This is a genomic window from Thalassoglobus neptunius (assembly GCF_007859735.1).
In the GTDB taxonomy this organism is placed as follows: domain Bacteria; phylum Planctomycetota; class Planctomycetia; order Planctomycetales; family Planctomycetaceae; genus Thalassoglobus; species Thalassoglobus neptunius.
In genome coordinates, this window is sequence record NZ_SIHI01000001.1 from 2,430,041 (window position 1) to 2,453,809 (window position 23,769).

The following is a 23,769-nucleotide window of genomic DNA, read 5'->3' on the forward strand; positions in this document are numbered from 1 at the left end:
AGGAGCACAACTTTGTTCCGCCGAACTCAATCCCGAATCCGTCAACGTTCTCAGACTTCACTGAGTTCGGATCCTCTCGCACCGCCCAAAGCATCTCTTCGAAGAAACTGGTTGCTGATGGCCGTTGTTCTGGCTGCGGTGCCGGGACTTTTCCAGTTCATCAGCACCCCGACCGCGTTGGGCCAAGCTCCGAGTTCGGTTGTCGAGCAAGAATTAGCAACCCCTGATGCAACTTCTGACCAGAATGTCGAAGCGTCTTCGGACGAGTTTGAAGAAAGCCATTCGCCAGACGAAGGAGACGCTGCCGGAGAGCACGGAACTGAAGGGGAATCGCACGGGGAAGAACACGCCGAAGGAGAACACGGAGGCGGACACTCAAATGTCGCCGCCCCGCTGTTTGCCGCGATCGTCCTCATTCTCCTGCTCGCCAAAGTGGTCGGAGACCTGTTCGAAAGAGTCGGCATGCCTGCCGTTCTCGGAGAACTTTCCGTCGGAATTCTTCTCGGGAATATCGCCCTGATCACGACATCCTGGATCGGAGTCGATGGCTGGCACGGACTGGATTTCCTGCAAGCTCCGGAAGAACACTCCATCGGCGACGTTTACAGCACGGGTGCCGCGTTGAAGATGCTCGCAGAGATCGGCGTTGTGTTGCTGCTCTTCGAAGTCGGGCTCGAATCAAACGTCAAAGAGATGATGAAAGTTGGCGTCTCATCTCTGTTCGTCGCGATCCTCGGAGTCATCGCCCCCATGATTTTAGGAGTGGCAGTCGGCTGGTTTCTCCTGCAACACGAACCGTGGCAAGTCTCGCTGTTCCTCGGAGCTACACTCTGTGCGACCAGCGTCGGGATTACCGCTCGCGTTCTGAAAGATCTCGGACGGTCTCAGCAACGGGAGTCTCAAATCATTCTCGGAGCGGCCGTTGTCGACGATGTTCTGGGACTGATCATCTTGACAGTCGTATCCGGAATCATTGAGCAGGGCGATGCGTTCAATATTTCGAGCCTGATCGAGATTGTCGTCAAGTCCATTGGATTTCTCGCCGCTGCGATCCTGCTGGGAAGCCACCTGCTCGTGAAGCCGCTGTTTAAGGCTGCGAGCTTCCTTCGCGGTCATGGACTGCTCGTCTCGACCTCGCTCGTGATTTGCTTTGGCCTCGCGTTTCTGGCCAATCTCGTTGGCCTCGCACCAATCGTTGGAGCATTCGCCGCAGGTTTGATTCTTGAGAAAGCCCACTACCAGAATCTGGGCAAAAAAGAACATGTTGAACTCGAAGAGGCACTTGCCCCACTGACCGCGCTTCTCGTTCCAATCTTCTTTGTTCAAATGGGAATCATGGTCGACCTGTCGAGCTTCGGAAATTCCAGCGTCTGGATGCTGGCGGGAGCCATTACCGTCGCAGCTGTCATTGGCAAGCAGGTTTGCTCACTGGGTGTGGTCGAAAAGGGACTCAACAAAGTCGCCATCGGCCTCGGGATGATTCCTCGCGGCGAAGTCGGATTGATCTTCGCCAGCGTCGGTGCTGGCCTCATGGTGAAGGGTGAGAAAGTCGTCAGCGATGACACCTATTCCGCGATCATCGTAATGGTGATCATTACCACCATGGTGACGCCACCACTGCTGAAGTGGTCACTCTCCAAACCGTCCCCCGGAGCAGCGGACGGAGCGGCAGCCACTGAGTGATGATTCCCAACGAAAAGCAGGTTCTATCGCTGACTTGAGTCTTCCTCGGAAGCTCACTCAGCGATAGCGAAGCTCACCGAGCGGCTCGAGCGAAATGGCATCGAACAGACGAATGTCGATTCGATATGGCCCGTTCGGAGAATCAAAGTCTCCGAACCGCTCGATGTACTGTTCCATCCGACCAAGCTTTTGCTCAGCGGTCGGTTCAAGGTCATCAAATCCGATCGGTTTTCCCCACACAACGCGACTTCCCCCGACCGTGAGCAGTTCGAAAATCATCTCGTCCGGCTGAAGGTCTCGTGAATTCGGAGGAAGAATAATCCCCCGCAACTGGAAGTGATTCCAGTACACTTCCATGTTGTGTTTGGGAGTGAGAATCTCGGCGATCGTCGCTGCTGCTACCATCGCTGAGCCGGGCCACACATCCCCCGCTTCGGCAGATTCGGGGTCGACGGCATTCAAAATCCACGGAAACCGTGCGTAGTCATCTTCGGTGAAATCTTCGCGAGGAAGGATGACTCCCTCCACGTCAATTGCATAAATGTCCGTCGGAGTTCGCACGAAGGCGACCGGTTCTCGGTAGTCGATCAATGCCTGAATCGCGGGCTCATTGGTCAGTCGAACAAGCTGCGCCTTTCGGATCCACGGATGCCCAGCGAGTGCTTCGGAAACTTCGCGGCAGAGATTCGAATCCAGAAGCGATACGTTCTCAGTAAGCGAACTCTGTGCGAGGACGTCGTCAATCAATGTCGGCGGAACCCATTCATTCGGCGCATTGACGCGCATCTCATCGAGCGGGAATTGATATTCCTCAAGCTGCGAGAGATCGGGAAGCATCGCCGGTACACGCGGCGCCAGGACCGCAGACACAAGACCAATGGCCACAACCAGCAGAGTCACTGGTCGAAACACAAATTTCCGCAAGACAATTCCGATGAAAGACGGCTTTGGCGGCGCAGCTTCTTTGGCCGCTTTCCGCTTCGCCGGAGCTTTCTTCTTAGGTGTCTTGGCTGCAGTCGCCACGATTGTTTCCAGATACTTGAGTCAAAATTGAATGCAAACGCATCTTCTTGACTCTACACGCTGGAATGATCGGGGCAGAAAAACATGAAGAATCTTCACTGAAAAGCAGCTGGCACAACCAGACTCGCATCAGTCATGACTCTTAGGTTTAGTTTCCTGATTTGTGAAGCGAGTGAAAGCAGAGAGAATATTCCGCTCGCACAACTCTCCCAGATCCCATCCCAAAGCAGCTGCGGACATGGGGACGAGGCTGTGAGATGTCATTCCCGGAGAAGTATTGACCTCAAGAATCCAGCCCTGCCCAGCCTCGTCAGCGATTAAGTCGACGCGACAAACGCCGTGAGTCCCGAGCATTTCACACGCATTCTGACTGATCTCCGTGACATGTCGGGCGACGGGATTTTCGTCGACATTGATCACATTGTACCGAGTCGACTCATCCTCATATTTGGCTGAGTAGTCGAAAAACGGATGACTCGGCGCGATCTTGATCGGGGGAAGTGGAACGTGATCGAGAAACGGGACGGTCCATTCTTCTCCAATGATCGCTTTCTCCAGGATCACTGGGCATTCGTATTCACACGCAATTCCCCAGCCTTCGTACAAATTCTCGGGTGAGTACACGACCGAAACGCCCAAGCTGGAACCTTGCGCGTTTGGTTTCATGAATAGCGGAAACCCGATTTCAGAAGCAGCCTGAAGCACACTCGGCAGCTTCTCCTGATGATCGATCAGTCGAAATGGTGGAGTGGAAAGCCCTCGTTCAAGCAGGAAGTTTTTCGCCTGATCCTTATGAAAAGTGAGTTTCGAACACGCGGAGTCGCTGCCGGTGTACGGAATTTTCAATCGATCGAGCTCACTCTGCAAAGTTCCATCTTCGCCATACTCTCCATGAAGCATATTGAGGACGACCGGCTGTTCTGGCCAACTCATTTCTCCGAGAGAAACGTCTGCCGGATCGACTTCATGAACACTGTGGCCCCTTGCTCGCAAAGCATTCGCAGCGCATGCACCAGACTCGCAGCTGATCTCTCTCTCAGGGGATTCTCCTCCAGCAAGGACGACAATACTCACCTCCGTGGGAATACGATTCAAAGAGTGCTCCTCCTCAAAACTTCAATTTTGACGGTTCGGATGTTCAAGACGAGAAATCCGGTTGTTCTCGAAAGTGAAGGAATTGAGACCACGAACAACTGCCAGATGATGGCAACCATCAGAGAGATTGCATACTATCTTTGCAATAAGTGAGACGATAGAACGTCTTCTTCGGCTAAATCAGCTCTGAAAGTATCGCCTTATCTCATGCGATTTTCACCTCTCACTTCCACAATTTCGTCACCCGTTGCCTCCAACGTTCCTGAACCGGTCATGAAGTTAACCTTCTTCGACCGACTCAGTGCTGGAATGATTGCGTTCGTGCTCGGGCTCATTCTGGTCGTGATCGCGATTGTCATCTGGTGGGCAACGACTCGCCCTCCGAGGCAAACGTTTCTCGTCCCGATGGAGATGGTCGAAATCGCCGGAGGTGCTGAAGATGGGGCTCCCGACGAGACTCTGAAGGTCGAATCGCCCGAAGATCCGGCAGAAAACCCATCTCCCAACGAAGAAGTTCTCGACGAGCAGGAATTGACCGAAGTGGTCGACAATGTCGTCGAACTGGCCGATCAGGCCACACAACAAGCTCAGCAGGTCAATGCTGTCTCGACCGACGCATCCGGAACTCCGGGAAGTGCTGATGGAACGGGCCGCCGCGGATTAGGAAACGGCCCAGGAACGGGAGGAATTCCGAACGAACAGCGATGGTTCATTCGCTACTCCGACGAAGCTTCGATTTCTGAATACGCCAAACAACTCGATTATTTTGGAATTGAAATGGGCGCGCTGCTCCCCAGCGGACAACTCGTCCTGCTTTCTGGAATGAGCGGTACACCAAGAAAAGTGACCAAGTCTTCCGGAAAGGGAGAAACGCGTCTTTACATGACCTGGCAGGCAGGAAATCGAAAAGCTGCAGACGCTGAGCTGTTTAAGCGGGCGGGAGTGGACGTTTCTGATGCCATTCTCTTCCACTTCTATCCCAAGAAGACTGAACAGCTTTTGCTGCAGACTGAATACGAATATGCAAAACGGAACGCCAAAGAGATTCGACGAACCTACTTCGTCGTGACTCGAAAAGGTTCCGGGTACAATTTTGTTGTCACACGACAGACCTACTTGCGGTAACGTTCCCAGATCGTGACGATCGCAATTACTGAGTTGAAAGCAGGATTATGGAACTGATTCTGAGATGGTCAGGGCCGGTGATTTACATCGCCATGGCATTGGCTGCACTGTATGGGTTGTTCTGCGTGGTCTTGCTGATCCGCAAGATCAGTCAGAAGAGATTCTCCAGTCCGGCACGGTCGGCAGAGTTTCTCGAGGAAGTCCGCGATCGTCTTTATCGACGAGATTTCGACGGCATCGCCGAGCTCTGTGATTCGCCTCCATACTGGAGCAAAGCATTGGCTCAAATGATCCTGGTGGCATTGGCTCATCGCGATCGGGGTTTGTCGAAGCTGCGAGTCCTACTCGCTGAAAAGTACGAGCGTGACGTTCTCGCTGACCTGGAATATCGCTTTTCGTGGATCGGAACGATTGTCAAAACCGCTCCGATGCTGGGGCTGCTCGGAACCGTTTCGGGGATGATTCTGGCGTTCAAGAAAATCGCGGGTGCCTCAGAATCAGGTGTGAACCCAGCCGACCTCGCGGAAGACATCAGCTTCGCCCTGTTCACAACCGCCTGTGGTTTGATGATCGCCATTCCATTGACGATGCTGGCGTCGCTGGTGCAGGTTCGAAAAGGCAAAATGACCGACGCTGTTCAGGAAGACCTAAGTGAGTTTCTTCACGACCTCGAAAAGGTCATGGCGGAAGGTTAACCCTCGAAACAATGGTCGTTCGACAATTCCAACTGTCGAGCCCAGTCAGTGAAACGAAACCGTTCAACGGACACAATGATGGCTCTGATGTGTCGAGAAGGATGGCAAGGTGCCGGCAAATTTCTCCAAGAGTAAGCGAGTCGAGAGCGACGACGACGATCTGGATATCACTCCGATGATCGACGTGACGTTCCTGCTTTTGATCTTCTTCATGGTGACCTCCAACATGAAGAAGGCAGCGACGGTCCATATCCCCCCAGCGAGACACGGACAGGGAATCGCCCTTTCGAAATCCACGGTCCTGACAATCTTCAACACTGACGGAGACCCGGAAATTTATCTCTCCGACGGAACCAAAGAGAACGGTCCCGTGACACCCGAAGAGGTCACCGCCTACGTCAACGAGGGGATTTCTGAGGGAAAGATGAATGTGATTATCAAAGCCGACTCGGAACTGCCGTCGGGATATGTCGAAGAGGTCGCCCGAGCTGCGAATAATACAGAGAACGAGGCGGAACTGAAGTTTTACGTAGGCGTGATGGACAAAGACAACTAACCCGGATAGTTAAAGAGCACTTATGCCGATCCTGTTTCGATGCTCCCACTGTGGGCAGAAACTCAGCATTACCCGCCGAAAAGCGGGCAAGGTGATTACTTGTCCGGAGTGCGTGCATCGCGTGAAAGTTCCCGTCCCCGATGCACTCGAAACGGCTGCCAGCCCGATCGAAGAGGACGAACAGGCTGAGAAACTTCAAATCGTCCGAAACGAACAGGCAAGCCTCTCGCAAGAAGAGATTCGAAACGAGTGGGTTGAGCGAGCCAATCCCTGGATTGAGGATGAAGACGAGGAGGACGACGACTTCAGCCTGGGCGCCGTCGAACTCGAAGAATCGGGTCTCGATATGACGCCAATGGTCGACGTGACATTCCTGCTCCTCATCTTCTTCATGATCACAGCCTCGTTCAGCATGCAACGGTCGCTGGAAACTGCGCCCCCCGAACCGGATCAGGAAGGCGCCGCCCAATCGATCACCATGGAAGATCTCGAAGAAGAGTCTGTCGTTGTCGAGATCGACGAACAAAACAACATCCGGGTCGATGACGTCCCTGTCTCCGGAATCGGAGAATTGACGGACCTTCTCGGAGCGAAAATCAGTAACGAAGGCAAGACCGAGATGCTCATCGAAGCTCACGCGAATGCCACACATGGAATCGTCGTGGCCGTCACCGATGCCGGAATTGAAGTTGAGATGCAGCGAATCCGCCGAGCCTCGAAGAAAGGGGACGACTGATCACCGGACGGTTCCGTCCGTCAGTCATCACATTCCCCCGATTCCAAAGCCCGATGAAACTCGAATCCAAAGCAAAATCCGAAGTCTGAATTCAACGATCAAAAATGATAATCGAATCCGAATTCCTCATCGAATTCGGCTCTTCTGAGCAAGCAGGTTGATTGATGCCGTTTCTTGAAATCATTCATATGTCTGGCGATTCTGAGCGACGGGAACTGTCGAAACAGATCCCAGTCACCATCGGAAGCCACGCGTCTGCCGACATCACGATCGAAGAACCGGATGTCGAGATTCTGCACTGCCGAATCAGTTGGGGGAAGTCGGCGTTCGAAGCAGTTTCTCTGGGAACTGGCTCGATCGATGTCAACGGAACTCCGGTCAACAAGGCCGTTTTGAAAGACGGAGATGTCCTGAGATTCGGGTCAGTCGATCTTCGCTTTCATACCGAAGAAGAAGCCGACGTCGCTGGAGTTGGTGTCGATAGTGCCTCCTCACTGAAACCGTTGACGGAAGAAGTCGAAGTGAGACGAGAAAGAGAAGAACGTTCTCGACCAGCCAAGCCATCAGAAGATGTTGTTGATGATGTCGAAGAATTCGACGACGACGATTTCGATGGTTCCAACGAAGGTAGCCTCGCCGCCGGACTCGAGGCCCTCGCTGCCGAAAGCCGCAGTGGAGAGATCTCGTCCAAACCGAAGAAAAAATCCAAGTCATCGAAGTCATCACGCTCGTCCACGAAATCAAAGAGCCGAAGCAGTTCAAAGCCCGCAAGCACAGAGAAGTCTGCCCCCGTCAAACCGGTCAAAGCTGAGGCAAGTCCCCCTCCAGCTTCGGAACCGAAAGTTCCGGAACCTCAACCGGTCGTCAGTCGTGATGATGAAATGAGTCCTCGCCTCCGGGAAGCGATGCGTTCTTCCCGGCAACGTCGTCCCGGTGAAGAAGATCCGCTGCGTTCTCCACTCGTGCTCGGTCTCGCTGGCGGTGCAGTTGCATTGATGCTGACTGGAGCAATCTTCTACTTCATCGCGTTTCGTCAGACGACTCAACAGGAATTCGATCAGGCGAAAGCGGTCTACGACGAAGGCAAGTTTCAGAACGCGATCGCCGCATTCAACGAATTCATCCTCCTGCATCCTCGTGACGAACTCAGCGTGAAAGCGAAGGAGTTGCTGGGACTGGCGCGCGTCCGACAGCAGATCGAAAGCGCAACGCCCAAATTCCCCGAAGGACTCGATGTACTGCGAGTCTTCATCCGTGAAAACTCCGATCGAGAAGCGGATTTCGAAGCACTTCACCCGGAAATTGTCACGCACGCTCGAAAGATCTCGCTCGAAGCAGCAGTCGCTGCGGGAAGACAATTCAACGAAGATTTCCTCCGCATCTCGCGAGAAGCCCGGACGATCTTGAACACTTACTCGCCCAAAGATGCTCCGCCGACGGAAACGCTCAATCAAATCGAATCAGCACTTCGAGTTTCCGAAGCAGCGATTCTGCGAAACAACGTTTTCAAAGATCATGTCGACCGAATGGAAGCGGCTCTGAACACAGAAGGAGGAGAACCTTCTCCACTCGATGCGCTCAAAATCCGGCGTGATCTCATCGTTCGCTATCCCACGTCGAGCCCAACGGATCGGAATGGATTCGAGAACGACAAACAGGTGGTGGCTCTCTTCAATCGAGCACTCACCGCCGAAAAAGACAAAGTTGTCCCAATTGATGTCGAGCAGGAAGCGATCGTTGAAGATCGAACTCCCGAAGCCGATCTGCTTACGCTCGCGTTTCAGGGTCGGACGAAAATCGATGAAATCTCCGTCGGCAAGTCCGTCATCGCCCTTGCGAAAGACTGCCTGTACGGAGTCGACTTCGTTACGGGAGAACCCGTCTGGCGACGCGTCATCGGTCTCAACACTCCATTCTTCCCGATCGAAGAAGACAACCTCCCCAGCGTCATTTACTTCGATACCAATCACCTCGAACTGGTTCGGCTCCATCAAACGACTGGACAACTCATCTGGCGTCAGCGAATCGACGACTACGTCAGCAGTTCTCCGCTCATGGTCGACAACACCATCTATCTGTCGACAGATTCCGGTCGGTTAATTGCAATCGACCTCGAAAGCGGCCAGATGGTCGGAGAGCTTCAGTTCTCACAGCCCATTTCCGGAGCGGTCCAGCTTCGCGATGAACAACATCTGCTTGTCGCTGGCTACGAAGAAGTCCTCTACACCGTCTCTCAACGTCCATTCGAATGCACGAATGTCTCTTATCTGGGACAAGCTCCGGGATCTGTTGGGGCACCGCTGCTTCCAATGGGACCGTACATGCTGCTCATTGAAAACCGAACAGATTCGGCGACGCTCCATCTGCTGCTTGCGGAATCCGGAACAGAACCGATTATTGAAGTCGATTCCGCTCGCGTTTCAGGTCGTGTCATCGACGCCCCAGTGATTCGCGGTCGCGACCTGTTCGTCCCAGCGACAGGACAGAGAATCTACGCGTTCAACGTCTCTGACGATCCCGGTCAACCTCCATTGACAGCTGGCCCCGTCTTCGAAGGGGCCCGAATGGGTGACGTCAGCATGAGCCTTCTGACCGGTCCAAATGGTCAAGTTTGGATGGCGACAGATGCACTCAATCGATTGCAACTGACAACAGATTCGCTCCAGCCTGACGGAGATCCCATTTCTCCGGGACTGGCAACTCAACCGCTCAAAGCTCTGTCTGGATTCCTTCTCAACGGACGCAGCCGACCTTACACCTCGGCCGCAACGTTTACTCGCACAGATCGAGAATCACTGACAAGTGACTGGCAAATCGTTCTCGGCGGACGCCCGCTCGCTTCGACTGTTCGAGACAATGGAGCGTTCAACCTCGCGGTCGTCAACGAAGCTGGCCACGCCTTTCGCGTCGGAGATCGCCAGCTGTCGAGCGGTCCGTTTCTGACGAATGCATCTGTCCGACTTCCGCTTCATCCTGATCTCGTCACTCCGCTGATGGGGGCAGAGATGTCGAAGAATCGTATTGCCGTCGTCTGCGGAGATCCGGAACCTCGCTTGTGGATGATCAACGCCGCCGGGCAAATTGAGGGTTCACCTCAACTCAGCAAGCCGCTTCAAGCCCCGCCTTGTCCGCTGGGAGATCGCGTTGTCTTGCCGATTCCCGGAGCACTCGACTTTGCCCGCTTCTCCGGCCAGTCACGGATTCGCGGATTTCAGCTTCCGACAGGTGATGAATCGGAATGGGAAGATGTCGCCCCCATCAACGACGAAACCATCGTCGCTGTGTCCACCAACGGGACCGTTCGACTCCTGAAGATTCAGACATCGCCAAGCCCTCACCTTGCTGAAGTCGCCAAACTCGAATTAGGCAGTGATGTTTCCATTCCGGTCGCAACCACTGATTCGATGATTGCAGTCGCCGATGCCTCTCGGAAGTTATCGCTTCTCGACACCAACCGCCTCGATCCGATTGCAACCCGCCAGTTCTCTGACCCCATATCGACAACACCGGTCTTCATTGGGGACATCATTCTCATTCCACAGGGCGGAAAGTCACTCTTGGCAGCCACGACAACTGATCTGAGCGACGTCTTCACGATCCCAACCAACGGTGTTCCGCCGACCGGAGCTGTTGAAAAGGACTCAAAAGTTGTGATCACATTGCAGAACGGACAAGTGCTGTATGTCGATCTGAACAGCCATGAAGTCACAGCCCGGCAGTCTCTCGACGCCACGCTGAGCGATCCGCCATTCCTCGCGGAAGGAAGTGTGTTCGTCTTCTCGATTGATGGAACGCTTTACAAACTTCACGCCCCCTCGTGAGTCCAAAGCAACAGGACTTTCTCAGTTTGACCTCATGACTTGTTGGACAATGAAACATCTCCCATTCACTCTTTTGTTCTTGCTGATCATCTCCGGGATCTGCATTGCTCAGCCGGAAGAAGAGGAAACTCTTCCGACGCTGGAAGAGATGACGTTGCCCACCGCCGAGCAACTTCTCAACGACCCACCAAGAGACTGGGTCGTGTTGAACACAGGGGGCGTACTGGAAGTGGAATCGGTCAATCCGCGCCCCGACACAATCGCACTCCGTCTGGCAGAAATCGAAGCCAAAGAAGAGGAGCGGAGAAAACTTCCCGTTGAACGGAGAGACCGGCTGTCACGAGAAATTGATGACCTCAATCAATTTTACGTCTCTCTGCCCGATGTTCAGGGAAACCCGGAGTTCAAGTTTCCACTGCGACGAATTACGGAAATCATTCATCATGAAGATCTGATGATCCGCCGCATTCAGGAACTTCTCAAAGACGATGAAATCAATCCAGCGCTCGAGCTACTGACACGACTCCAGCGAACGCGCCCGGACTGGCCCGGCCTCGACGAAGTCTATGTCGACCTGCTTTTTGTCGACACCAGACAACGAGTGGACAAAGGGGATTACTCCTCCAGCTTGATGCTCATTGATGAGTTGCTCGAGAAGGACAAGACTTACGGAAGCATTCCCGAACTGGCCGGTCGGGCGATTTCCGGGCTGACACAATCTGCCATCGACCGCAACGACTACCTGTCCGCACAGTTCTATCTCAGCTGGCTGTCGAATCGATTCCCAGATCATGCTGTCTACAATCAGTTTGCGGGCGAACTCTCACAAAAAGTCCAATCCATCCTCGCCAGTGCAGACGCAGCCGCTCAGGCTGGAGAGCACCGCAAGGCAGCCAAACTCGTCGACGAAGCCGTCTCAATCTGGCCTCGAACACCCGGACTACGCGGACCTCATCGAGTCCACTCGGAACGATTTCAAAGACTGAAAGTCGGCGTCATCGACGCTCCCGGAGAGTGCCATGCCTACTTCATCGAAGGTCCGGCCGATTTACGAAAAGCTGAGCTCACCGAGTTGAACCTGTTCGAAGTCGACCGGCTTCGCGACGGAACAGCTTACTACTGGACTCGATTCTTCGATGAGTGGGAACCCACCGATCTCGGCCGCGAGATGCGATTCAAGCTGAAGCAATTCCGGCAGCCTTATGAAATGCAGGCCATTGTTTCGGTCACAGACATCGTGACGCATTTGATCAATCGCCTCGATCCGGATCATCCGAATTTCGACGAACGTCTCTCCGCGTACGTGAAATCAGTCGAAGTCATTTCACCAACGGAATTCTCACTAGCGTTCAAACGGGTTCCTCCACGCATCGAACCACTTCTGGCCCAGATCACTGTCGGCAATCTTGATGAAGAGGAAGCAATCGGTCCCATCACCGATCCCGGCGGCTTCCGAATGGTCGATGAAGCCGACGACCAGACAATCTATCTTCGCAAGCTGACTGAACCGGAAGGACTTCAAAAATATCACATCGCAGAGGTTCTCGAACAGAAATACGACTGCTACGAAAAAGCTGCGCAGGGACTGGTCCGCGGTGAAGTCTCGATGCTTCCAGAGCTTCCCGATCGAATCATTCGACGGATGCAGGCCGACGAAGCTTTCATGAAAAAGTTCTTCGTTTTGCAGTACATGATGCCTGAAACTCATGTCTTGCAATTCAACCCCGCAAGCACCGTTTTGCGCAACCGCGAACTTCGAACGGCACTCGCTTATGCCGTCAATCGCGAACGACTACTTCGCGAAGTCGTGCTCCAGGACCCGAAAATGGCTCACGGTCGCCTCGCCACCACACCGTTTTTCGCTTCCAATCCCGGAAGAAACCTGCTGGTGGAACCTCGTCGATACGACCTGTCTGCAGCAGTTGCGATGCTGCTTGCATCGAAGAAACAGCTCAAAGACGGAATCCCCCCTCTCACGATGATTGTCGCTCCGGGTCCAATCGAAGAGGAAGTGGCTCGTGAAATCGCTCGCGTCTGGAACAAGATCGGTTTGCAAGTGAATCTCGTTTACGCCCATGAACCAAAACCGGAATCGTGGGACATCCTCTATCGCCGGACTCAGATTCCCGAACCGCTGGTCCAAATGTGGCCATTTCTGTCGTTGCAGCCGCGAGCGAAACTGAGCGATCTCGATCATTACCCTGACTGGCTGAAACAGGAACTTGTTCAGCTCGACCGCACGAGTGACCAGAGCCGAGCGATTACCGCTCTGCAGACGCTCCACAGGCACTTATGGTACGACACATCCGTCTTTCCGCTTTGGGAGTTGGATCGGTTTGTCGTGATCCGAAAAAACGTGCAGGGATTCCCGCAACGCCCCCTTCACTGCTACGACCGCATTGACCGCTGGACGATTGATGCCTGGTACGAAACCGAGTTGCCATGAAACGATCAATAACAGAGATGAAAGCTCGAGGACTTGTTGTTGTCTGTAGTGGACTGATGTTGGCGATCTCGCTGTTCGGGAACGTACAGCGTGTTTCCGCACAGGATGCGGACGAGTCAGCCAAACAACAAACCGATTCCTCGGACAACGAGGAATCGACAAAAGCATCTGAGACTTCCGAACAAACAACTGTTGTTGTCCCTGCCCAACCGGCCCCCTGGATCCTGCGTCCTTACCGGATTCGTGTGATCGTGTCGGTCGGGCCGCACGCGAACTTGCGATTCGCCAACCAACCGATGTTTACGGATCGAGTCGAACGACTGATCTCGGCAGAAGTTCACAAGATGTGGGAAGTCGACGTCATCCACGCTGACGAAAAGACCTGGATCACCGAAGCACAGCTTGAATCTCTCGAAGAGTTCACTTCGGAAGCCTCTTCATCGGAAGCCGAAGCGGATGAATCTTCCGAGGCCGAAAAGACTCCGCCAACGGATGAATTCGACAAGACGATTCTGTGCACAATTTCCTCCTCGCCCGGTCGCTACGATGTCGCGACACGGGAATGGGACGAGAATTCTCAATCGCTGGGAAGTTTTCACTCAGCGACGATTCTCGATCATCGAGACCTGCAAGCCGAAGCAGCCCGGTTGATACTGGAGAGTTTTCGACCTCTTGCAGAACTTGAAACCATTGAAGACGAGAAGATCGAATTTCTGATTCGAGCGGGGGAACTGTTCGCAAGAAACCCGGAGATGATGCAATTTCAGCCGGGAGATTATCTGGTCCCGTATTTCCGCTATCTGGATCGCCAACGTGTTGTTCAACGCATTCAACCGATTCCATGGACTTACCTGAAAGTCGAATCAATCACTCGCAGCCGAATGCAGGTCTCGATGACGTCCGCATTTCGAGCCCCCATTGCTGGCTCCCGACGTCGCGTCGAAGTAATGGCGATGCGAATTCGTCCTCACCTGCCTGCGACCGAAGTTCTCATTTACCCGCGCGGAGACCGGCTCAATCCGTTGGTCGGCTTTCGGTGTGAAGTCATGAATCGACTCCCGACCGAAGAAGACAAAGTTGAGGACCGACTCAAGCTCCAGACCGATCGACGTGGCATCGTCACCATTCCGGCAGACCACGAAAACCCAGTTCAGTTCCTCTTCGTCTATAGCGGGGAAGCACTTCTGGCCCGAGTTCCACTCATCCCGGGTTATGAGCCGTTCCTGGAGATCGAGGTCCCGGACGATACTCATCGACTCAACGTGGAAGGTGAAGTCACTCTGCTCCAAAGCGAATTGATTGATGTCGTTGCCACGCGGGAAGTCCTCATGGCTCGGACTCGCGGAGCCGCGAAAAAGAAGGACTGGGAAAACGTCAGCAAGTTTCTCGTTCAGCTTCAGGAACTGCCGACTCTCGAAAATTTCCGCAACAGAATCGAAGGCCTTGAAGTTCGAGGCGTCTACGAAGCCCGGGCCGCTCACGATCGCGTGGCCGAAAGCCGTGTCAAAAGGCTGTGTCGAGGGATTCGTGAGTCCGCCGAGAAACACCTCGATCCATTCCGAATCGCAGAGTTCCGCCGACAGATGGACGAAGAACGTCGCAATAGCGGCTAAAGCATTGTCGGAACCGCATCGAACGAACACGGAAGTCGAACGCGGATCGAGTCGAAATGCTCACGCTTCAACCTCGACAGGAATGAGCGAGAATTACCCGTGATCATGCCCATGGTGGTCGTGATCATGGTCATGGCCGTGATGATCATGATCGTGGCTGTGATGGTCGCGATCGTGCGTCTTGTGATCACTGGCGGTCGCGGAACTCGAATGCGTGGGCGAAATACGCTCAGGACTCGATCCGATGCTTTGAGCATCAAAGGCTGTGATCGCGGATCGATAGACTTCGCGAATCGGCAGCGAATGCTCTTTCGCAATTCGGGCGCAGTCTTCGAATTCCGGGGAAAAGCTCGGAATTCCCGTTCGATGCCAGGCCACTTTTCCAAGGACCGGTCCCAGATCGGTGAGGACAGTGTGTGCCTGACGCGCGAGGGTTGATCTCAAGATTCGCTGCTGCCGGATTCCAAGCGTCCCGGTTTCAGCGAAAAGAATTTTTTCCAGCTTCTCCTGTTGCAGCGGATCCGCCAGCACGCAGAGCATCGTCGCTGGACGCCCTTTCTTCATTTGAATCGGGATCGAATAAACGTCCTTCGCCCCCGCTTCTAAAAGTCGCTGCATGGTATGGGCAATCACTTCGCCGCTGACGTCATCGAGATTGGTCTCGAGCAGACAGACTTCATCCGTTCCCGCCGGAACCGAAACTGTTCCGACGAACAGCCGCAGCAGATTCGCACGTGACTCAAAGTTCATCGTCCCTGCGCCGTAGCCGATCGATTGGATCGTCATCGACGGCAACGGGCCGAATTGATCAACAAGCGTTTTGACAATCGCAGCCCCGGTAGGAGTCGTCAGCTCAGCTTCGATCGGCACATCGACCAATGGAATACCCTTGAGAAGTTCCGCCGTACCGGGAGTGGGGACATCGCACAATCCGTGATCGATATTCACCTGACCTCGCCCTGGCGGAATGGGGCTGCAATGAATCTGATCACATCCGAGAAGATCAAAGCCGACGGCCGCACCCACGATGTCGACAATTGAATCGATGGCCCCCACTTCATGAAAGTGAATGCTCTCGACGTCAGTCCCGTGAACCTGAGCCTCTGCCTTTGCAACCTCCAGAAAAATCGACTGTGCGAGGCTTCGCTGTTTGTCTGAAAGACCGTCTGCCTGATTCAGAATTTCCACGATGTCGCTGTAATGCCGATGAGCATGCTGCTCGGGATGTTCAACGCGAATATGCCGGGCTCGAAAACAGCCCTTCATCACTTCGCTGACAATGAGATTGACGCCCGGAAGTCGGAGCGACTGAATTGCCGCCTGCAATTTCTCCTGATCGACCCCTGCGTCAATCAGCGCCGCCAGCGTCATGTCTCCGCTGATTCCAGTTCCGCACTGCAGGTAGGCAACTTTCATGGACGCACTCTGATGGCTTTTCGAATGAAGACGGTCTGGCTGTGGGCCCGATCATTTTCTCAATGTCTCCGCACACACCGGAACTCGTTTTTGAGTGAAAGCTGACCTTATCTGTGGTGCTTGCGAATCGCCAGCCACAACGATCACTCGATGAAGTCAGTGTTGCTGGAATCCGCGTAGAGGAGTTCGTTAGACATCCGCTGAATTTCGCCGTCTCGATTCAGACACGCCAGAACCGTCTTTCCGGTCGCCAGCAATTCTGCTCCCCGCAGAACTTCGTATTCGTGCTCGAGTTTGGCACCCGACATTCTTGTCACTCGAACTCGAAGCGTGAGAAGATCATCGTACTTCGCTGGCTTTTTGTACTTGCATTGAACATCGACAATGACAAGAAACAGGCCGCGTTCTTCCATTTGGCGGTAGTTGCCACCATTGGCTCGAAAGTACTCTGTGCGAGCCATTTCGAAATACTGGATGTAGTTCATGTGATGCAGCACGCCCATGGCGTCTGTTTCACAATAGCGAACACGGTTCTCCATCTCGAACCAATCAGACATCCTTGAATCCTCAGAGCGTGTTGCTCGGCCCTGCCTGCTCGATTTTCACTGCTCGACTTTAATTAGCTGAAATTGTCTGGCCGAAGTTCCGTGCTTCGTCATTGTGCGACGGAACATTCTTCACGTTCGACGGAGCAAGTCCGAATTTCTCGGGGAGAGCCCCCCAAGGCGACTCCCAGAAAGAATCACCCCTTGAAAGGACCTTGCTGCTTCGCCAACGCGATGATTTCTTCCGTCGAGGAAGGTGTTTCCCGGCTGGAACTCGCTGCCGGTTCACTCTTCTCTTCAGCGGCAGGCTGTTCGACGGGAGCCTCTTCGACAGGTGCGGGTTCGCTGGCAGGGGGTGCTGAAGCTTCTGCCTCGGCTCCGGCAGCTCCCTGCTTTCTTGCCATCTCGAGCGGACTCTGGCCAGATGCGGGCTTTTTCGGAACTGCACCGGCCTTCGGTTTCGCTTCGGCTGGCTTTTCCTTCTTCTTAGGAAGAGGAGCGTCAACGACTTTCAGAAAGCTCGGATCGATATCGTACCAGCTGATATCAACCGGTCCGTCAAACTGAACCAATGCACGACAGTTCATGTTGACTGTCTTCACTCGCCCAGTCAGGCCGACAAATCGACGTAACTCGGCAACTCCCTCATTGACTACAACGTACTTGTCAGTTAGTTGCCGCTTGAGAGCTTCCGCTTGATCAATCATCATCTGAGACGGTTCTTAGCAAAATGAAAGACGCCAAAAAGGCGAGTGAACAGGACAGGCAGATTCTCGATAACATGAAGTTCGAATTCAAGTTCAGACCGCATCATTCTGCGGAACTGGAATCGGACCCAGCCTCCTGCTGGCTGACTGCCACCTCTTCTGGGGCATTGCGATCAACGATTTGAAGATCCTGAAAGGGTGTGAGTCGCTCGGCTCCTTCGACGACCACGGTTGTTCCTGCGGTCAATGCTCCATCTAGAACTTCGATCTGGTCGCCAAACTGCTCGCCTTCACGGATCATCACAAGCTTGGCAACGGCCGAACCGGGAGCTTCACCAGGAGCCGCAACAACAACGCGTGAACCGGTTTCCGACCGAATGACCGCGTTTTTCGGAACGAGAACGGCTGTCCGCTCCGGCCCCTGGAAGGTCACGCGAGCGTACATCCCCTCGATCAGCACCGGTTGAGAACGACCGTGTTGCTCGATCAACATATTGGGAACAGCCACTTTCACCGGAAATGTTCGTGATCCCATTTCCCAATCACTTTGCGGGATAATGGAAGAAACCGTGCCGACCCAATCTTTCTTGACGGGAGTCTGAACGTCGACCGCAACCTCTGTTCCCAATTGAACATTGCGGATTTGACGCTGGTCGACCTGAGCAATCACAAAAACTTCTTCGAGGATTTCGGCAATTTTGACGACGGGATCGCCCTTCGAAAGCCATTCCCCATCTTCGGTATGCTCCTCGACAACGACACCATCAAAAGGGGCAATGGTTGTCCGTTTGCCTTTTTCTGCCCGAAGATACTCAACCTGCTTCACCTGGGCTTCATAGTTTGCCTTGAGCTGCATCTGCTTCTCGTCACGCTCTCCTTCTGCAATCAGCCTGTAGGCAGATTCGGCGGCAGTATACAATTCCGCAGTTCGACGAGCTTTCTCGGCAGCATTGTCGAAGTCGTCTTCATTCGCAGCCCCGCTTTTGTAGAGTTGCTGAAGTCGTTCGTACTTCTTGACTGCTGTGTCCCACTCAATTTTTGCGGCATTCATCATCGATTCAGCACGTCGAAGTTCCGCAGCTCGAGGTCCTTTGGACTCCTCCCATTCGTGCTTTCTGATCTCAGCAACCTTCTCCGCTTCTTCGATTCCAAGATTCGTCGTCGTCATGTTGAGAATTGACAGTTCTTGCCCCGCCTCAACGACGTCTCCTTCACGAACCAGCAAGCGATCGACCTTTCCGTCAGCCCCCGAAGCGACTTCACTGGTTCGCTTGGCAACGACTGTTCCCACCGCAATCGTCCGGGGAACGACCGACGTTTCGACGACCTCCTGGATGTAAACTCTTGCAGCAGGACGAGCACGGGCTTGCTGCTCTGCCTCGGCGCTCTGACCTTGCCCACAACCGAAAAGCGTCACCGTCGAAAGAATCAGCCCCAGCCAGACAAACACATGTCCCGGCCCTGCGGAATTCCGATTCCCCGGGTCCTCGCTGATCGCTCTGAACTCGAAACACGACGCACTCTGCTTCAATTCAGGATTGCTCATTGTTGTCTGCTGGTTTCTGAGGTGACTTGGTTGAAGTCTTTGCCGATTGCTCCGAGGGAGCTGCGTGGCCCTGTTCAGTTTTGACTCTCACCGGAGAAATACTCCGTCGAAGCGAGGTCCGCATTTGATCCAATGGAGCTTCAATTCCAGTGAAAGCCTTGAATTGCGCTGCAGCCTGACGGACAAACATCTCGATGCCACTGACTGTGTGACAAAGCCGCGTTTTTGCCTGTTTGAGCAACAACGTGTTTTCAGGATTGTAAATGGTATCAAAAACGACGACACCTTCGCGAAGCCAATGGCCATGGTAGGGAGACTCGTTCATATCCGGAAACATTCCGACCGGTGTGCAATTCACGACGACATCAACCCCCACGGATCCGCGATTTTCCCAGGTCACTGACTGACAGTTCAGATCCTCGGCGAGCTTGACTGCCCGTCCCTTTGATCGATTGGTAATCGTCACGACTGCTCCCTGACGCACCGCTCCCAGACCAATCGCTCGAGCCACACCCCCGGCTCCCAAAATCAGCACACGCTGTCCGTTCAGGCTGTTCTCACTTTTCATTTCGAGTCCAAGATGAATCGACTCAAGTGCGGCGTCATAGTCGGTGTTGCGAGCGAACCACTCACCATTCGACTGACGAATCAGAGTATTGGCAGCCCCGATTTCTTCTGCTGCTTCCTCGACTTGCGTTGCAAACTCCAACGCAGAGTGCTTGTGCGGAATTGTGACGCTATAGCCTTCGATCCCGAAGAATTCGTACTCCTTGACGAGTTCGTCAAAATCCTCGGCCGAGACTCGAAGCGGCACATACACCGAATTCAGCTTCGTCTTGATAAAAGCGAGATTGTGAAGCAATGGACTCCAACTGTGAGCAATCGGATCTCCGAGAACGGCATAAACTTTCGTGTCTTTGTCGATCGAATCGTACCGGTAGAGCTTCTTCATCTCATCAAATGAGAGTTGCCCCGGAGCCATTACTCGTTCTTTGTTGAAGGTCGCGTAGGTGAATGGAGCCCCATATTTCCCGCAGAGCACACGGCTGACGAGCCCCTGTTCTCCCATGCAAAAACCAACCGTCGGGACTTTGGCCGATTCGACAAGCTTCATCATGCGAACATTGTCGGCCGGGCTGTCTGCCATCGTCACAATTTTGACGATATCGGCATCGCACTCGCAAAGCTGCTTATGGATCTCTTCGAGATCGTCGGGAGTCTTCTCGAAGTCATGAAAACTGACGATCCGTTTGGTTTTTCCGTAGCGAGGAACCTTCTTCGCAATGTCGACTTCGAGGTCAACGTACTCAACACCAGCGACGATTCCCTCTCGAAGGATCTGCAACCGCTTTTCTTCGCTCCCGTCGAAGCGACCGCCATCCTGTGGACGACGGCATGTCAGAATCACTTCAGTGGGACGATCTTTGATGAGGCGATCGAGCCGGAGATTGCGGGGAATCCAGTCGACACGCAACTCGACCAACTCGGCACCGCGTTCAGCGAGCGCACGATGTTCCGCGATCATCATTTTATGACGCGTACGCCCCAGGCTGACACAGATCATTCCCCATCCTCTCTCTATCTGTTCGCCAATCAGACCACTTAGCCCCTTCGCTCGAAAGTGATCTCACCAACGGTTTGACAACATCTCTACGAATCTGCCATCTCTACGAACTCTGCCCTGACGCCATTTCCGGGCTGGCGGATGCTTCCGAGTTCCAATCTCCTGGGAAACAACACAAGCAGCCTGTGTTTCAATGCCCACGAAAACCGTGTTCCATCCTTCGGAATTTTCGCGACTCATTCCGTTCTCGCACGCTGACGATTTTCGGAACCCCTGAAACGGGAAGAGCAAAGTCTAAGCAACAGTTGATCCATAAGAAAGTTGACGGATTGAGTATCCATCAGGAATTCAGCGTTCTTCGAGAGAGTTGAGTCACAACCGGACAGCCCCTCACATCAACGCACGCTGATCCAAACTGGGGAGAGATTGAACTGTGCCGAATCGTTGCTAAACTAAGCGGTTCGGTGAGATTTCCTCGCGTTTTCCATCCCGCTTGAAGAAGAGACTCGAACATTGACCGCGACGATCCAAAATTATGACTTTCTCGGAACGCTTCGCGATTCGTCCCCTCTGTCGCGAGACCATTTGAATCAAATGCTCTCAGCCGCAGTCGGATCGGGATCCGCTGATTTCCGGAAGGCGATCGAACAAGTTACTGAAGAAGCACAAAACAATCCAGCTCTTCGCGTTCGCGCCGGAATTGGGCAATTTCTTCTCGGCAGCCCAAAAGAATCGGAAAAAATCCTAACCGGGACTGATGAAGGAATTGGTCGATATTTTCTCGCTCAGGCGCTGCTTTCGCAAGGGCGATACGAAGATGCAGCCAACGAATTCGAGCAGGCAGCAAAGCTCGGATACCATCCCGTCGAATCCATTCTGCGACGCGCTGGTGCACTTCGCCGAATGGGAAAGATGGAAGATGCGGAAGAATTGATCCGAAGCACCGGAGCAGAAGGGGCTCGACTGGCAGAATACTCCTATCAGATGGGATGTATTCTCGCAGACCGTGGAGACACTTTCGGCGCGATCGAGTACTTCGAACGTGCCGTCGACATGGATCACCACCACCAGCGAGCACTGTTTGCACTGGCTGTCCAGAACAGCCGACACGGCGACGACGAAGAAGCGATTCAACTCTACGAACGCTGCCTGTCTCGTCCTCCGTATTTGCGAAGTGCCCTTCTCAACCTGGGACTGCTTTACGAAGACAAAGAAAACTACGCGGCAGCACAATACTGCTTCGAACGCGTTCTCAAATACGACCCAGGCAACGAACGTGCGGTCTTGTACCTCAAGGATATTGAGGCGACAAGCAACATGTACTACGACGAAGAGTCGCTCAAGGAACAACAAAAGCTCGAGCAACTTCTCAGTCGTCCGGTCACCGATTTCGAACTTTCAGTCCGTAGCCGGAACTGTCTGGCGACAATGGGAATCGACACGCTGGGCCAATTGACAGAAATCAGCGAACAGGAACTCCTCTCCGGGAAAAACTTCGGAGAGACCTCCTTGCTGGAAGTTCGCGAACTGATGGCGCAGCATAACCTGTCGATTGGACAGTATCTCCACGAAAAACAGCGCGAGCCCGCATTCGATCAACGGGATCTGTCACCGGAAGAACAAGCAGCTGTTCAAACTCCAATTGGAGACTTGAACCTGTCGGTTCGAAGCCGCAAGTGCATGACTCGTCTCGGAATCACAACTATCGGAGAGTTGTTGATGCGAACTCCGGACGAACTTCTGTCGGCCAAGAACTTCGGCGTGACGTCACTCAACGAGATTCGAAACAAGCTGTCGGAAATGAATCTCAAACTCCGCAACGATTAGTTGTCGATGAAATTCTTCGGGAAGCTGCCGAATCCATTTCGGTGCTTCCCGTTTCAATTTTCAGATTGTTTTCGCTGCACGAAGATTCTTCGGTCCGGATTCACTATTTTGGGAATCGTTCGTTAGGCGACGAGGAATCAATCGGTTGAATCCGAGACAGGCATGCTCACGTTGCAAGCGATGTATTCCGTGAGAGCCTTGCCTCACACTCAACTGCAATCGCTTAAGATGTGGCCGGAGATCCATGACTAATTCGATCACAATTGACACCATTCGTCAGAAAGTGAACGCTGGCGAACGGCTCACATTCGAAGATGGCCTCTTTCTCGAACAGGAAGTCGATCTTCTGACTCTGGGCTCTCTTGCTCATCAGGTGCGGACTGCCCGTCACGGCAACGCCGCCTACTACAACACCAACATTCACCTCAATCCCACGAATGTCTGTGTGTACCGATGCAAATTCTGCGCATTTCGGTCTGACCTCAAAGACGACAAAGCCTACGTCTTCAGCGACGAAATGATTCGGGATCGCGTGCTCGAAGCCAAATCTCAGGGCGCGACAGAGATTCATGTTGTCGGGGGCCTTCACCACCTGAAGAAGTTTGACTGGTACGTCGATGTCGTGAGGGTGATCCATGAGACGTGGCCGGAGATTCACATCAAAGCCTGGACCGGTGTCGAAATCAGCTGGTTCGCGCATCTGACCAAGAAGCCCTATGAGTGGATTCTCCAACAGATGATCGACGCCGGACTCGGAAGCCTTCCGGGCGGAGGGGCTGAGATTTTCGACGAGCAGGTTCGCTCACAGATTTGCGAACACAAAGCGGATGCCCAAAGCTGGCTGGACATTCATCGGGCTGCCCATCAACTGGGACTCCGTTCTAACGCCACCATGCTGTATGGGCACGTCGAGGAAGCTCATCATCGAATCGATCACCTGTGCAAGTTGCGGGACCTGCAAGACGAAACACACGGATTCCAGACGTTCATCCCGCTGGCGTTTCATCCTGAAAACACGAAGATGGATAACATCTCGAAGCCAACCGGTCACCAGGATCTGAAGACGATCGCCATCTCCCGATTGATGCTCGACAACTTTGACCACATCAAAGCGTACTGGATTATGCTGGGAGAGCAGACCGCACAAGTTGCTCTTGGCTTCGGTGCTGACGACCTCGACGGGACCGTCGTCCATGAATTGATTTACCATGACGCAGGAGCAAAGACTCCCGAAGGTCTCTCGGTGACGAAGCTTCACAGCTTGATTCGTGAAGCAGGATGCGAACCGGTTGAGCGGGACACTCTTTACCGTCGAGTCATTCGCAACGGAGCGGAGTGGAAGGTCGAGGAGCCGATCCTGATCGCTTGATC

17 protein-coding genes are annotated in these 23,769 nt (G+C 53.6%); 10 read left to right on the forward strand and 7 right to left on the reverse strand.

Translation table 11 applies throughout. The annotated features are described in order from the left end of the window. The first annotated feature begins 117 nt into the window (after window positions 1-117). On the forward strand, window positions 118-1,683 hold the full coding sequence (locus KOR42_RS09555; RefSeq protein ID WP_146509156.1) for a cation:proton antiporter: 1,566 nt from the start codon (window positions 118-120) through the stop codon (window positions 1,681-1,683). 57 nt (window positions 1,684-1,740) lie between these two features. On the opposite strand, the gene KOR42_RS09560 is transcribed toward KOR42_RS09555, so the two are convergent. Next, on the reverse strand, window positions 1,741-2,706 hold the full coding sequence (locus KOR42_RS09560) for a cell division protein FtsQ/DivIB (protein ID WP_146509158.1): 966 nt from the start codon (window positions 2,704-2,706) through the stop codon (window positions 1,741-1,743). Between the two features lie 129 nt (window positions 2,707-2,835). After that, complete coding sequence (locus tag KOR42_RS09565) at window positions 2,836-3,801, reverse strand: D-alanine--D-alanine ligase family protein (RefSeq protein WP_146509160.1); 966 nt, start codon at window positions 3,799-3,801, stop codon at window positions 2,836-2,838. 273 nt (window positions 3,802-4,074) lie between these two features. Between KOR42_RS09565 and KOR42_RS09570 the strand changes: the two genes are divergently transcribed. The 7 genes from KOR42_RS09570 (at window position 4,075) to KOR42_RS09600 (ending at window position 14,793) form a co-directional block, all read left to right on the forward strand. Then, a complete protein-coding gene (locus KOR42_RS09570) occupies window positions 4,075-4,926 on the forward strand; it encodes a hypothetical protein (RefSeq protein ID WP_231740822.1) in 852 nt (283 codons plus the stop codon). Window positions 4,927-4,973: 47 nt separating this feature from the next. Next, window positions 4,974-5,621 carry a MotA/TolQ/ExbB proton channel family protein gene (locus KOR42_RS09575; RefSeq protein WP_146509164.1) on the forward strand — a complete coding sequence of 216 codons (648 nt, stop codon included), beginning with the start codon at window positions 4,974-4,976 and terminating at the stop codon, window positions 5,619-5,621. A gap of 109 nt (window positions 5,622-5,730) precedes the next feature. Next, window positions 5,731-6,177, forward strand: a complete 447-nt coding sequence (locus KOR42_RS09580) for an ExbD/TolR family protein (protein WP_146509165.1) — start codon at window positions 5,731-5,733, stop codon at window positions 6,175-6,177. 22 nt (window positions 6,178-6,199) lie between these two features. Then, complete coding sequence (locus KOR42_RS09585; protein WP_146509167.1) at window positions 6,200-6,913, forward strand: biopolymer transporter ExbD; 714 nt, start codon at window positions 6,200-6,202, stop codon at window positions 6,911-6,913. Window positions 6,914-7,077: 164 nt separating this feature from the next. Further along, window positions 7,078-10,734: an outer membrane protein assembly factor BamB family protein gene (locus KOR42_RS09590; protein ID WP_146509169.1), complete on the forward strand. Its 3,657-nt coding sequence runs from the start codon at window positions 7,078-7,080 to the stop codon at window positions 10,732-10,734. A gap of 49 nt (window positions 10,735-10,783) precedes the next feature. After that, window positions 10,784-13,180 carry an ABC transporter substrate-binding protein gene (locus KOR42_RS09595; RefSeq protein ID WP_231740823.1) on the forward strand — a complete coding sequence of 799 codons (2,397 nt, stop codon included), beginning with the start codon at window positions 10,784-10,786 and terminating at the stop codon, window positions 13,178-13,180. Then, window positions 13,177-14,793, forward strand: a complete 1,617-nt coding sequence (locus KOR42_RS09600; RefSeq protein WP_146509173.1) for a hypothetical protein — start codon at window positions 13,177-13,179, stop codon at window positions 14,791-14,793. Before KOR42_RS09595 ends, KOR42_RS09600 begins: the two co-directional genes overlap by 4 nt. 93 nt (window positions 14,794-14,886) lie before the next feature. On the opposite strand, the gene larC is transcribed toward KOR42_RS09600, so the two are convergent. The 5 genes from larC to aroE form a co-directional block, all read right to left on the reverse strand. Further along, entirely contained in the window at window positions 14,887-16,209 is a 1,323-nt protein-coding gene (gene larC / locus KOR42_RS09605; RefSeq protein ID WP_146509175.1) for a nickel pincer cofactor biosynthesis protein LarC, read from the reverse strand. A 143-nt stretch (window positions 16,210-16,352) separates the two neighbouring features. Next, on the reverse strand, window positions 16,353-16,766 hold the full coding sequence (locus KOR42_RS09610; protein WP_146509177.1) for an acyl-CoA thioesterase: 414 nt from the start codon (window positions 16,764-16,766) through the stop codon (window positions 16,353-16,355). Window positions 16,767-16,951: 185 nt separating this feature from the next. Then, the gene (locus KOR42_RS09615; protein WP_146509178.1) at window positions 16,952-17,464 is read right to left on the reverse strand and encodes a hypothetical protein; all 513 of its coding nucleotides are present in this window, start codon (window positions 17,462-17,464) and stop codon (window positions 16,952-16,954) included. 100 nt (window positions 17,465-17,564) lie between these two features. Further along, window positions 17,565-19,007 carry an efflux RND transporter periplasmic adaptor subunit gene (locus KOR42_RS09620; protein ID WP_146509180.1) on the reverse strand — a complete coding sequence of 481 codons (1,443 nt, stop codon included), beginning with the start codon at window positions 19,005-19,007 and terminating at the stop codon, window positions 17,565-17,567. After that, window positions 18,994-20,571, reverse strand: a complete 1,578-nt coding sequence (gene aroE, locus KOR42_RS09625) for a shikimate dehydrogenase (RefSeq protein ID WP_146509182.1) — start codon at window positions 20,569-20,571, stop codon at window positions 18,994-18,996. The genes KOR42_RS09620 and aroE overlap by 14 nt, the downstream gene beginning before the upstream one ends. A gap of 513 nt (window positions 20,572-21,084) precedes the next feature. On the opposite strand from aroE, the gene KOR42_RS09630 reads away from it, so the two are divergent. Both KOR42_RS09630 and mqnE read left to right on the forward strand, forming a co-directional pair. Beyond that, window positions 21,085-22,398, forward strand: coding sequence for a DNA-directed RNA polymerase subunit alpha C-terminal domain-containing protein (locus tag KOR42_RS09630; protein WP_231740824.1), 1,314 nt, complete (start codon window positions 21,085-21,087; stop codon window positions 22,396-22,398). A 244-nt stretch (window positions 22,399-22,642) separates the two neighbouring features. Continuing rightward, window positions 22,643-23,767, forward strand: coding sequence for an aminofutalosine synthase MqnE (gene mqnE, locus KOR42_RS09635; protein ID WP_146509184.1), 1,125 nt, complete (start codon window positions 22,643-22,645; stop codon window positions 23,765-23,767). Window positions 23,768-23,769 lie beyond the last annotated feature (2 nt).